A 12,293-nucleotide genomic window follows, 5' to 3' on the forward strand; every position below is an offset into this window, starting at 1 on the left:
GTTTCTACTAAAAGGTACTGTCGGGGCAATCATTCAGATTCAGCCTTGTGTCGCCTACCTGACAAGGGGATGCATTTCAGAATCGGCAAGCCAATGCCGTTGATTCGTAGGGGGAATTGCTCCAACCTTTGCAAGGCCAAACCTGAGATGCAAGAAGACAACAGCGGTAACGAGAAGAAACAGTGTGAAGAGCAGCGACGGCAAATGGCGGATGCGTTGGCTTTGGCTGAAAAGCTTCGTGTAGAAACGGAGTCACTGAAAAGCGACAATTCCAGCCTGACTCGGCAACTGGATTCACAACGCATGGAAATCCAACAGATCCAGTTGATGCTGGAGCAGGCTCACCGAGACATTCGCATGCAGTACCTGGCCGCGGTGAAGGCGTTTTCAATCCTGATGGAGTTGCGTTCCCCGCAACTGGCAGCACATGGTCGGCATGTGGCGGAACTGGCCAGGCTGATTGCCAAGGAAATGCACGCCACGGACGCAGCCCTGCAAGACATTTATGTGGCCGCGCTGCTGCACGACATTGGCAAGCTTGGGTTGAATGACAACACCCTGTTCAAACCCGTGGTGGAGTTGAAGGGGGAGCCCCGCGTGGCATTGATGAAACACCCAATGAAGGCAGAATCGGTTTTTCATGGTTTGGCAGAAATGGCACATGTGGCCCAAATTATTCGCCACCACCACGAGCGTTATGACGGCCAAGGATTTCCCGATGGGTTGGCTGCCGATAAAATTCCCATGGGAGCCAGGATTCTGGCCGTGGCCGAAGATTACGATGAGTTGCAGCTGGGCTGGTTGGCTACCAAGGAGTTTGATGAGCACGAGGCACAGGCCTTTCTGATGGGTTCCTCAGGCAAGCGCTACGACCCCAAAGTCATTGCTGTGTTGCCGGCTGCACTTGAAAAACTGCGTGCAGCGGAGAAAGCCCACGAGAAAATTCTGCACGGCGAAGACCTGTGCGAGGGCATGGTGCTGTCGCGTGACTTTGCCGGCCCCGACGGGTTCATGTGGCTGTCCAAAGACCACGTGGTGTCGAGGCATTTCATTGACAGGGTTCGAGAGGCGGAGCAGTTGCACGGTGCGGCACTGAAGATTTACACGGTGAAAAAGGCTTGTTAGGCTGGTTGGCTGCGTCCGTTTGTTAGGTACCCTAGCGTAGCTTGCCCACTCCGTACGGCGTTTCCAGTCTGTTGTTCAGCCACCCCGGCGTGGCTTCCCCATTCCGCACAGAAAACCGCTGATCCCTTATTGAACGAAGTCTTTGAATTCACCCAGGCCGACAAAAAAGCGCGGTCGGTCCCGGGTGTCGCGCTGTGCGCGACCATTCAAGCCTTGTTCAAACAGGGCGGTTTTCCTGAAAGTGCGAAATGGGCAAGCTCACTGCCGGGATGGCCTGATCAGCGCCAGTTCGCGCGCGGAGCGGGTTGTTAAGCCGCCGCGGTGGCAGGCAACTGTACGATGAATCACCGTTGGGTTCCAGCCCACTCGGTAGCGACATGCCAATCGCTCCGCCATTCAAGAAAACCTGCCCGTTTGACCCAACCCGCTGCGTGTGCCCAACGGGCAACACAGAATCCCGGCCATGTGTTTTGCCGGGTTTCTGTGAGCAGTAGATTGCGGTCAAAAAGGGAACGACAGGTTTTCAGGCGGGCAATTGGAATGCGCGCCGAATGGGCATAAAAAAACCGTCGGGCAATTCGAATACTCGCCGAATGGGTATGAAGCCAACAGCGCTGAATCAACTCCCGTGCCGAATGGGCAGGTAGCGCTGTCAGGGAATCAGCACCGTACACCCCGTGGTGCGTCGCCCTTCCAGTTCGGTGTGTGCCTTCACCACGTCGGCCAACGCAAACCGCTGGTTGATCTGTATTTTCACCGCCCCACTGGCTACTACATCGAACATCTCGCCTGCACTTTCCAGCATTTCGGCTTTGTCCATCGTGAATGATGCAACTGTGGGGCGGGTCAACACCAGCGATCCGCGCTCGGCCAGCCAGTTCAGTGGAACTGGATCCACTTTGCCGCTGGCATTGCCAAAGCTGACCATCATGCCGCGGGGTTTCAAGCAATCCAATGAGTCGACAAAAGTGGCTTTGCCCACGCCGTCATACACCACGGGTACGCCTTTGCCATTGGTCAATTCCTTAACGCGACTAACAATATTTTCTTCGCTTGTAATAATTACTTCTGCGCAGCCATTTGCCTTTGCAAGTTCCGCTTTCTCCCGTGTTGACACTGTGCCGATTACCCGCACACCCAAGGACTTGGCCCACTGGGTCACTATGCTACCCACACCACCGGCTGCGGCGTGAAACAAAATGGTTTCGCCAGCCTGTACTTTGTAGACGCGGCGAAGCAAATACTGCGCGGTAAAACCTTTCAGCATCATTGCGGCAGCGGTTTCAAAATCGATTGCATCCGGAATTTTCACCAGTGGGTGCGCCGGCATGTTGCGTACAGTGCAATAAGATCCGACAGGACCTGAGCCATACGCCACACGATCGCCTGGCTTGAATTCGGTGACCCCTTCGCCGACTGCACGCACAATGCCTGCGCCCTCGCTTCCGGGGCAGCAGGGCAGGGGTATCGGGTACACACCGGTGCGCCAGTACACTTCAATGAAATTCAAGCCGATGGCCTTGTGTTCCACTTGCACTTCGCCTGCTTTGGGCAGGGCAACTTCCGTGTTTTCCAGTTGCAATACGTCGGGGGCGCCGGTGTTGTGGAAGCGGACAATTTTTCCCGGTGTGATGCTCATGGTGTAACTCCTTCTTTTGTTTTTTTCATGCTCAGCAAGGCCACGCCCAGAATAACCAGCGCGGTGCCAGCGGCATGCCAAATGGTGAATGGTTCTTTCAATATCCAGGTACCCAAAGCGATGGTGGCGATCGGGCCGATCATACCCAGTTGCGACACGCGCGGCGCACCGATCAAGCTGATGGCGGTCATCACGGAGAACACAGGCACAAAGGTGCAGAACACCGCATTCACCAGCGACCAGCCCCAGACCGGTAGCGGTTGATCAAGAATAATGCTGATGGGCTGTTGCAGGTTGATCTGAATCAGAATGGCGGTGGCAGACACCAGTGTGGCCATCGCTGTAACCCGGATGGTACCCAGCCTTTTCAGCAGGCGCTCGCCCACAATAAGGTAGCTTGCATAGCAAACTGCGGATACAAACACCAGCAAAACGCCCAGCGCGGTGTTGTCGCCCAGCAGCACGGTTTCGTGGCCGTACACCACGGCAAGCCCAACATAACTCAAGGCCATGCACATGAGTTGCCAAGGTTCTGGCCAGCGTTGTTTGATTGCACAGGAAATCAGCAGCACGATCGATGGGTAGGTGAACAGAATCAGCCGTTCAAGGCCAGCGGTGATGTATTGCAAGCCCATGAAGTCAAACAGGCTGGCGAGGTAATAGCCCAACAAGCCAGCGAGCGTAATCAGCCCGTAGTCTTTGATCGTCATTTTCGCGGCATTTTTTTCGCGCAGTGTCGTGAAAATCAGGGCGCCCAAAAACAGTGGAAGGGACAACAACATGCGCATGGCCAACAGAGTCGACGCATCTACAGGGTAGGCATACGCCAGCTTGACCACGATGGCCTTGCCCGAAAAAAAGATGGCGCCCAAGAGCGCCAAACCCACGCCCCAAGCCGTGGGTGATCGTTCCAGTAAAGCGCGCGTTCGGCTCAAGGCTTGGGCGTGCTTTTACAAACGTTTGATGAGGCTGGACGTGTCCCAACGCTGACCGCCCATGCCTTGAACCTCGGCATAGAACTGGTCTACCAATGCGGTGACTGGTAGCTGTGAACCGTTGCGGCGAGCTTCCTCAAGCACTAGGCTCAGGTCTTTGCGCATCCAATCGACTGCGAAACCGAAATCAAATTTGCCTTCCACCATGGTTTTGCCGCGGTTGTCCATTTGCCAGCTTTGCGCGGCACCCTTGCCAATCACGTCCAGTGCCTTGTTCACGTCCAGCCCGGCGTTCATGCCAAACTTCAGCGCTTCAGACAAGCCCTGCAGCAGACCAGCGATACACACCTGGTTCACCATCTTGGTCAATTGGCCGCTACCCGATTCGCCCATTAGTGTTACCGCTTTGGCAAATGCCGCAATCACATCCTTGGACTGCTCGAAGTCGCCATGGGTTCCGCCGCACATCACAGTCAATTGACCGTTTTCGGCACCGGCTTGTCCACCTGAAACAGGGGCATCAATAAAACCAAAGCCCGCATCTTTGGCCTGTTCAAACATTTCGCGCGCAATTTTTGCGCTTGCAGTGGTGTGGTCTATGAACACGGCGCCTGGCTTCATTCCATGGAATGCGCCATTGATGCCGGTGCAGATCTGGCGCAGGTCATCGTCATTGCCCACACAGGCGAATACAAAGTCTTGTCCCGCAGCAGCCTTCTCGGGCGTGGCTGCCATTTTCCCACCGTGCTGTGCCACCCACTTTTCTGCCTTGGCCGCGCTGCGGTTGTAAACGGTCACTTCGTGACCTGCCTTGACCAAATGACCTGCCATTGGATAACCCATGACACCCAAACCCAGAAAAGCGACTTTGAAACCCATATGAACCACCTGAAAAGTTTTTGTTGTTGGAAAGACTGTAGCTGATTCAGCCGGGCATTGCGCTTCGGATCATCCCTAGGTTTTGTCACAACAAGGCAGATATAGATAGGTTCGACAGGTATGATTTTTGAAGTAGCTGATTTTCAGTGAAAGCGTGAATTGTTCAGATCCTTGTTTACGGAAATAAAAACTTCAATGAAAATCTGGGTTGACGCAGACGCATGCCCCGTCGCGGTGAAGGAAATCATTTTCCGCGCGGCCGATCGCACAGGGATTGAAACCACGCTGGTGGCAAACCAGTACATTCGAACGCCGCCGTCGCGTTACATCAAGCTGTTGCAAGTGCCGCGCGGCTTTGATGAGGCCGACGACGAAATTGTGCGCCGTGTCGAAGCAGGGAACCTGGTGATCACCAGTGACATTCCACTGGCTGCCCAGTTGGTGGACAAGGGTGCGCAGGTCTTGAGCCCGCGTGGCGAATTGTTCAGTACCGAGAACATCAAGGCCTTGCACACCATGCGCGACTTCATGGACACCATGCGTGCAAGTGGTATTGATACCGGCGGCCCGCCTGCCTACAGCCAGGCAGACCGCAAAACTTTCGCCAGCCAGTTCGACCGGATTATCGCGAAGTTTCCGAAAACTGCGTCCTGACTGGGTCAGGACTTTTCAACTGTGATTTCACTGATCACGATCACCGGGCTGGAATTGGTGTAGTTCGGAATGTCAGCCATGATTTCCTGCGCGTGTGGGCCGAATGCGGCCTGAAAGGCTTCGACCGAATCCACAACTAGATGGCCCATGGCCACAAAGGCGGGGGCATCACCTGCGCCACCAGCCAGACCTTTGTCTACCGTGTAATAGCGCAGGGCGCTGCCCATCTTGCTTTTAACCAGCGGCATGTGCGTGGTTTTGTAATAGTCATGGTTGAAGGAAACGCCTTCTGCGTTGGGGTACATCACACTGACCTTGATCATTTTTATTTGTCTCCTCGACTGCTTTCGTTGGTGTAGTAATCTTGCTCCTGTTTAACACGGACGTGCCTGTTTTGCCAACAGGCCTGCGAGTTTCATGGTCGGGTGGCTTGAAATTTCATACAATCCAGAGACATTCCACACAATAGAGGCAACATGGCAATTCAATGGTGGGCGCACCGCGGAAGCGGAAAAGGCGCACTGGAGAACACCCTGAAGGGGTTTGAAATCGCATTGAATGCGGGCTTCAGGGCTGTAGAGTTTGATGTGATGCTGACTGCCGATGGTGTGCCCATGATTCACCACGACTGGGTCATGGGGCGGTGTGCTCAATCCACCGACCCTGCCATGGCAGGAACTGACCCACTTACACCGTTTAACAGCCTTCGAGCACGCGACCTACGCCACTTTGATGTGAAGGGCGAACCCCTGCCCAGCCTTGCCGAAGCACTGGCGTTTTGTTTGCAACACGGTTTGCAAGCTAACGTGGAATTGAAAGCCACCCACCCGGCCAACGCCAGGGCCTTGGGTTGTGCGGTGCGGGCTGCCATTGAACAATTGCCCGCCGGTCAGCAAAACCATGTTCAACAACACTGGGTGTTTTCAAGCTTTTACCACGCCAGCCTGTTGCCCTTGAAAGGGTTCGATCTGGCATTGTTGTATGAACAGTTGCCCGACAACTGGGTTTTGCATGCGGACGCTTTGCAGGTCAGTGCCATTCACCTGCACTACAGCGGAGCAGATCCCACTGCCCTGCGACGCATCCACACCACCGGCCGGGTGGTTCGGGTTTACACGGTGAACGACCTTGAGCGGGCCAAAATGCTGCAAGCCTTGGGTGTCAAAGGGCTTTTCACCGATCGAATGGACTTTGCCAGTCACTCTTTTTGAGCCAGTCGCCTTATAATCGAAGGTTAGACCAAAAACCAGATTCCGCTTTAATCCAGGAAGGTAGCCCCAACATGAAAGTCGCTGACATCCGCGAAAAGTTTCTTGAATTCTTTGCCAGCAAGGGCCACACCATTGTGCCTTCCAGCAGCCTTGTGCCCGGCAACGACCCCACTCTGCTGTTCACCAACAGCGGCATGGTGCAGTTCAAGGATGTCTTCACCGGCAAGGACAAGCGCCCCTACACGCGCGCTACATCAAGCCAGCGCTCGGTTCGCGCGGGCGGCAAGCACAACGACCTGGAAAACGTGGGCTACACCGCGCGTCACCACACTTTCTTTGAAATGCTGGGCAACTTCAGCTTTGGCGATTACTTCAAGGAAAATGCCATTCAGTACGCTTGGGAACTGCTGACCAAGGTGTATGGCCTGCCCGCAGAAAAGCTGTATGTCACCGTTTACCAAGAGGATGACGAGGCCTACAACATCTGGAACAAGCAGGTGGGTGTGCCGGTTGAGCGGATTATCCGCATTGGCGACAACAAGGGCGCGCGCTATGCGTCGGACAACTTCTGGCAGATGGCCGATACCGGCCCTTGCGGCCCATGTACCGAGATTTTCTACGACCACGGTCCCGATGTGTGGGGTGGCCCACCCGGAAGCGCCGAGGAAGATGGCGACCGCTACATCGAGGTGTGGAACCTGGTTTTCATGCAGTTTGACCGCAGCGCCGACGGCGTGTTGCACCCGCTGCCCAAGCCTTGCGTGGACACCGGCATGGGCCTGGAGCGCATTGCCGCCGTGTTGCAGCATGTGCACAGCAACTATGAAATTGATCTGTTTCAGGCGCTGATCAAGGCAGCCGCCCGTGAAATCACGGCCCAAGGCAACCTCGTCGAGCTGGGCAACAATTCCCTGCGAGTCATTGCTGACCACATTCGTGCCTGCTCATTCCTGGTGGTCGACGGTGTCATTCCCGGCAATGAAGGCCGTGGCTATGTGCTGCGCCGAATTATTCGCCGCGCGATTCGCCATGGTTACAAGCTGGGTTGCCGCAAGCCATTTTTCAACGCCATGGTCCGTGACCTGGTTGCTGAAATGGGCGAAGCCTATCCCGAGTTGGCCAAAGCCGCTGCGCAAGTGCAAAGCATCTTGAAAGCCGAAGAAGAACGCTTTTTCGAGACCATTGAAAACGGCATGGCCATTCTGGATTCTGCCCTGGGTGCATTGCCAGCAGGCGGCACGCTGGACGGTGAAACCGCATTCAAGCTGCACGACACCTATGGCTTTCCGCTGGATTTGACGGCCGATGTGTGTCGCGAACGCGAGATGAGCGTTGACGAAGCCGCTTTTGATGAAGCGATGGGCAAGCAAAAACAGCAGGCCCGCGCTGCCGGTAAGTTCAAGATGGATGCAGACCTTGCCTACAGTGGCGTGGCCACCGAGTTCAAGGGCTACGATGCGCTTGAATTGAGCAATGCCAAAATTACCGCCATCTATGTGAATGGCACTTCTGTGAACAGCATGTCGGCCGGGCAGGAAGGTGTAATTGTTCTGGACCAAACGCCTTTTTACGCCGAAAGTGGCGGTCAGGTGGGCGACCAAGGCGACATTTCCATCGGGTCAACTTTGTTCCGTGTGGCGGATACTCTAAAGATACAGGCCAATGTGTTTGGCCACCATGGTGAATTGGTGGCCGGTGAACTGAAAGTGGGCGACGCCGTGGGTGCGCAGGTCAACCAGCACCACCGCAACCGCACCATTCGCAACCACAGCGCCACCCACCTGATGCACAAGGCCTTGCGAGAGGTGCTGGGCGACCATGTCAGCCAGAAAGGCTCCTTGGTTGATGCCGAAAAAACGCGTTTTGACTTTGCCCACCACAGTGCCATGACGCCGGAGCAAATTGCCCAGGTGGAACGTTTGGTCAACGAGGAAATCCTTGCCAATGCTGAAACACAAGCGCGGGTCATGGACATTGAAAGCGCGAAAAACGCGGGTGCCATGATGTTGTTTGGCGAGAAGTACGGCGATACCGTGCGTGTGCTGGACATCGGTAGTTCACGTGAACTGTGTGGCGGCACGCACGTGCAGCGCACCGGCGACATTGGCCTGTTCAAGATTACCAGTGAAAGTGGTGTGGCCGCGGGTATTCGCCGTGTTGAAGCCACCACCGGCCTGGGTGCCATGGAATTTGCGCAGAAAGCACAAGCTCAGGTTGAGGCCATTGCGCAAAGCCTGCGTGTGCCAGCCGTGGAAGCGACAGCAAAAATTGGCCAGATCATGGACCAGGTGAAAAGTCTTGAAAAGGAACTGGACCGCCTGAAAAGCAAGCTCGCTGCATCGCAAGGCGATGACCTGGCAGGGCAGGCGGTTGACGTGGATGGTGTGAAGGTACTGGCAGCCAAGCTGGATGGTGCCGATGTGAAACAGCTTCGCGAAGCCGCCGACAAACTGCGCGACAAACTGGGCAACGCGGCATTGGTGTTGGCCACCGTGCTGGACGGCAAGGTCAGCCTGATTGCATCGGTCAGCAAAGAGGCTACAGCCAAAGTGAAAGCCGGTGATTTGGTCAACTTTGTGGCCCAGCAGGTGGGTGGCAAGGGTGGTGGCCGACCCGACATGGCGCAGGCTGGCGGCACCGAGCCAGCCAACCTGGACGCCGCGCTGGCCAGCGTGGTGGATTGGATTAAAAGCAAATAAGAGCAAGTAAGCACAAATAAAAGCCAAAACTTCACAAACCGCAGCAGGGCGCACCATGAGCAAAGCCGTTTTTCAGTACTGCCCCATGTGCGCCACCCCGCTGCACGAACTGCAGCACTCCGGCCAAACACGCATGGCCTGCGGGGGCAGCGACTGCGGATTTGTGCAGTGGGGCAACCCGGTACCCGTGGTTGCCGCCTTGGTGGAATACGATGGCAAAGTGCTGTTGGCTCGCAATGCAGCGTGGCCAGCCCACTTTTTTGCCTTGATTACGGGTTTCCTGGAGCGCAACGAAACACCGCAGGAAGGTGCGATCCGCGAGCTCAAAGAGGAAACCAACCTGGATGCTGTGGAAAGCAGCCTGATTGGTGTGTACCCCTTTCCCATGAAAAATGAAGTGATCATTTGCTATCACATCAAGGCTGTGGGTCAGATCAACCTTTCCGAGGAGCTGGTCGACTACAAACTGGTGGAGCCTGCGGATTTGCGCCCGTGGCGCATGGGCACAGGGCTTGCCATGGCAGACTGGCTGCAGGCGCGTCAGTTGCCTGTCAACTGGATTGAATTAAAATAGTCGCATTCAATAAAAAGTAGTAAGCAAGGAGCAAAGAGAGATGAATTTTGACCGAGAAGTCGACGCCAGCGGATTGAATTGCCCGCTACCCATTCTGCGTACCAAGAAAGCCTTGGCTGAAATGCAAAGTGGGCAGGTGCTTAAAGTCACGTCCACCGACCCAGGCTCAGTGCGCGACTTTGCCATGTTTGCCAAACAAACAGGCAATGAATTGGTCGATCAGGCTGATCAGTCTGGTGCATTCATCTTTTACATGAAACGCCGCTAATTCAGGTCAGGCACCTCGTGAGTATTGTCCTTGGCAGACCCTTGGTGCCCCGCCATTGGCTTTTGGATGCCAATGTGCTGTTTTCAGAATGGACCCGCTGGTTGATGGTGGTTTTGGCTCAAAATCACCAAGCTCGGCTGTATTGGACCCCCCACATCGAAAACGAGTGTTATCGCAATTTGCAGCGCCTGGGTCGCTTGCACCCTGATGACGCTGAGGCCGATCGCCTGACACTGCCCCAACGTTTGAACGCCGAACTGTTGCCCCAGAATCACTTGCCCTACCTGGCGGATGTATCCCAAGTGGATGAGAAAGATCGTCATGTGGCGGCCTCTGCCTTGGCCTTGAAACACCAATTGCAACAGCCCGTCGGTTTGATTACCTGGAACCTGAAAGACTTTCCCCGAAAGCAGCTGTTGAAGTTGGGCGTGGTGCGCTACAGCCCTGATGAGCTGTGTGAGGAATTGACCAAGCCCCAGAGCAATGCCCAGGCTTGCCTTGATCAAACGGTGTGCGCCATGATGAGTGGGTTAAATACCTACAAACCCCTGAACCCAACCGTGTATCAGTTGCGGGCTCAGCCACTGCCCACAGCGCTTGAAGAGTGGCTGGACTTTCTGGCACGTAATAAAATGCACCGTACAGCCAGGAGTTTGTGTCGGCAAAATAATCTACCCCGTTCTGGTTAGTCCTGTGGGATGATGATCGTCCTATCATTGGTATACCGTCATCTTGAGGCCCGTATGCTTCGCCTAATTTACACTTCAGTTCAGACGCCGGGTTTCGACCGAGCTTCTTTTGAACGCTTGTGTAATCAGGCTGCCCAAAAAAACAGAGAGCTTGGTGTACAAGGTCTCTTGCTCAATAACGGTGTCGAGTTCATGCAGTGTCTTGAGGGCTCCAGAGAATCTGTTGCTGCCATTTACCGCAAAATTGTCATTGATTCACGACACTCCGACATTCGTCTTCTGGTTTCTGAGACAACTGATGAGTTGTTGTTCAAGCAATGGTCGATGGTGGGCCTGGCGACCAAACCCCAAGCTGTGTTGAGCGCTGAATCCATCGCCTACACCCTGCTTGACCACCGACTGTACCGCCCTTGGAAGTCCTTGGGCATCGGTGCAGCGGACCTGATTTATGAGTATGCCAAGGTGAAGGCCGAGCTCGAAAAAGCCGGTGAAATCACTTTGCTCAGCAAAGTATTCGACGTGTATCAACCTTGATGTAAGCAGGTGCAGTATGACAATTCGCTCTTTTTTCTCCACGGCCCTCTTGGTCGCACTGGTTCCCCTTTCTGTTCAAGCTCAAAATCTTGTTAAGGTCACGCCTTTGGGTGGACAAGCCGGTGAATTTTGTCGTTTCGACCGAGCCCTGGTTTTTGAAGACCCCAATGGCACCCGGATTTTGTACGATGCGGGCCGCACTGTAGCTGGCGCAGACGACCTGCGCCTGGGCAAAATTGATGTGGTGTTGGTCAGCCACATGCATGGGGATCACTTGGGTGACCGGCACAACCCTGTTCCGAATGCGGGCAGTTGCGACAAGCCCGATATTTCGGTTAGTGCCTTGCCCAATTCCAGCAGCGTGAACATTGCGGTGAAAACTGGTGCAAAAATAGTCACTGGCAGCGAGATGCCTTCATTTCTGGCCAACAAGCTGAAGCTTGCTGGCGGTGATGAGAAAAATTCCATGCTGGTGCGCTTTGGTGGCATGCAAACCATCGGTGGTGTGGGCATTACCACGGTGCCGGCGGCGCACAGCAACGGTATTTCAGGCGACTTCGTGGGGCAGCGTTTGGGTGAACTGATGAAAGAAGCGGGTGTTACGGCCGAAGCAGGGCCTGCCACTGGCTATGTGCTGAAGTTCAGCAACGGGCTGGTGGTTTACCTGAGCGGGGACACCGGCATTACCAGTGAACAGAAAGACGTGGTGGGCAAGTATTACAAGCCGCAACTGGCCGTGATCAATATTGGTGACACTTTTACCACCGGCCCGCGCGAGGCGGCCTATGTCATCAACGAGTTGGTTGAGCCCAAGGCGGTGATTGCATCCCATGCCAATGAGGTGGCGACCCAAAACGGCAAAGTGATTGCAGGTACAAAAACCGAGCAGTTCATCAAAGCCACCAACGTACCAGTGCATGTGCCCTTGAGTGGCAAAACCATGAGTTTTGACAGCAAGGGCAAGTGCGCGGCAGGTTGCTGATTCTTTACCCAAGGTCGAGCAAATAGGGATTGGCAGTGAACCCCATAAAAATGAGCACCGCGATGTGCTCATTTTTGCTGGAAATACTTATTCGGTTGAACGGT

The 12,293-nt window shown here is 54.9% G+C and carries 13 protein-coding genes; 9 read left to right on the plus strand and 4 right to left on the minus strand.

What is annotated here, in order from left to right:
- Window positions 1-147: 147 nt before the first annotated feature.
- Window positions 148-1,125 (plus strand): HD-GYP domain-containing protein, encoded by a 978-nt coding sequence (locus RGQ30_RS03055; protein ID WP_338284713.1) that lies wholly within the window; start codon window positions 148-150, stop codon window positions 1,123-1,125.
- 652 nt (window positions 1,126-1,777) lie between these two features.
- On the opposite strand, the gene RGQ30_RS03060 is transcribed toward RGQ30_RS03055, so the two are convergent.
- Genes RGQ30_RS03060 through RGQ30_RS03070 form a run of 3 tightly spaced genes read right to left on the minus strand, consistent with a single transcriptional unit; the run spans window position 1,778 to window position 4,578 of the window.
- A complete protein-coding gene (locus tag RGQ30_RS03060) occupies window positions 1,778-2,764 on the minus strand; it encodes a quinone oxidoreductase family protein (RefSeq protein WP_130558383.1) in 987 nt (328 codons plus the stop codon).
- Window positions 2,761-3,699, minus strand: a complete 939-nt coding sequence (locus RGQ30_RS03065) for a DMT family transporter (RefSeq protein ID WP_130558382.1) — start codon at window positions 3,697-3,699, stop codon at window positions 2,761-2,763. The genes RGQ30_RS03060 and RGQ30_RS03065 overlap by 4 nt, the downstream gene beginning before the upstream one ends.
- Window positions 3,700-3,714: 15 nt before the next feature.
- Window positions 3,715-4,578: an NAD(P)-dependent oxidoreductase gene (locus tag RGQ30_RS03070; RefSeq protein WP_130558381.1), complete on the minus strand. Its 864-nt coding sequence runs from the start codon at window positions 4,576-4,578 to the stop codon at window positions 3,715-3,717.
- Between the two features lie 195 nt (window positions 4,579-4,773).
- On the opposite strand from RGQ30_RS03070, the gene RGQ30_RS03075 reads away from it, so the two are divergent.
- On the plus strand, window positions 4,774-5,232 hold the full coding sequence (locus RGQ30_RS03075) for a YaiI/YqxD family protein (protein ID WP_130558380.1): 459 nt from the start codon (window positions 4,774-4,776) through the stop codon (window positions 5,230-5,232).
- A 5-nt stretch (window positions 5,233-5,237) separates the two neighbouring features.
- On the opposite strand, the gene RGQ30_RS03080 is transcribed toward RGQ30_RS03075, so the two are convergent.
- A complete protein-coding gene (locus RGQ30_RS03080; RefSeq protein ID WP_130558379.1) occupies window positions 5,238-5,555 on the minus strand; it encodes an EthD family reductase in 318 nt (105 codons plus the stop codon).
- 153 nt (window positions 5,556-5,708) lie between these two features.
- Between RGQ30_RS03080 and RGQ30_RS03085 the strand changes: the two genes are divergently transcribed.
- The 7 genes from RGQ30_RS03085 to RGQ30_RS03115 all read left to right on the plus strand — a co-directional run bounded on the left by RGQ30_RS03085 (window position 5,709) and on the right by RGQ30_RS03115 (window position 12,189).
- Window positions 5,709-6,443, plus strand: a complete 735-nt coding sequence (locus tag RGQ30_RS03085) for a glycerophosphodiester phosphodiesterase family protein (RefSeq protein WP_130558378.1) — start codon at window positions 5,709-5,711, stop codon at window positions 6,441-6,443.
- 71 nt (window positions 6,444-6,514) lie between these two features.
- Entirely contained in the window at window positions 6,515-9,142 is a 2,628-nt protein-coding gene (gene alaS, locus RGQ30_RS03090; protein ID WP_130558377.1) for an alanine--tRNA ligase, read from the plus strand.
- Window positions 9,143-9,197: 55 nt separating this feature from the next.
- Window positions 9,198-9,716 (plus strand): NUDIX domain-containing protein, encoded by a 519-nt coding sequence (locus RGQ30_RS03095; RefSeq protein ID WP_338284715.1) that lies wholly within the window; start codon window positions 9,198-9,200, stop codon window positions 9,714-9,716.
- Window positions 9,717-9,756: 40 nt separating this feature from the next.
- A complete protein-coding gene (locus tag RGQ30_RS03100; RefSeq protein WP_130558376.1) occupies window positions 9,757-9,984 on the plus strand; it encodes a sulfurtransferase TusA family protein in 228 nt (75 codons plus the stop codon).
- A gap of 17 nt (window positions 9,985-10,001) precedes the next feature.
- On the plus strand, window positions 10,002-10,673 hold the full coding sequence (locus RGQ30_RS03105) for a PIN domain-containing protein (protein WP_130558375.1): 672 nt from the start codon (window positions 10,002-10,004) through the stop codon (window positions 10,671-10,673).
- Between the two features lie 54 nt (window positions 10,674-10,727).
- Window positions 10,728-11,207, plus strand: a complete 480-nt coding sequence (locus RGQ30_RS03110) for a BLUF domain-containing protein (RefSeq protein WP_298218921.1) — start codon at window positions 10,728-10,730, stop codon at window positions 11,205-11,207.
- Window positions 11,208-11,223: 16 nt separating this feature from the next.
- Window positions 11,224-12,189 (plus strand): MBL fold metallo-hydrolase, encoded by a 966-nt coding sequence (locus tag RGQ30_RS03115; protein ID WP_130558373.1) that lies wholly within the window; start codon window positions 11,224-11,226, stop codon window positions 12,187-12,189.
- Window positions 12,190-12,293 lie beyond the last annotated feature (104 nt).

This window comes from Limnobacter thiooxidans, from assembly GCF_036323495.1.
Classification (GTDB): domain Bacteria; phylum Pseudomonadota; class Gammaproteobacteria; order Burkholderiales; family Burkholderiaceae_B; genus Limnobacter; species Limnobacter thiooxidans.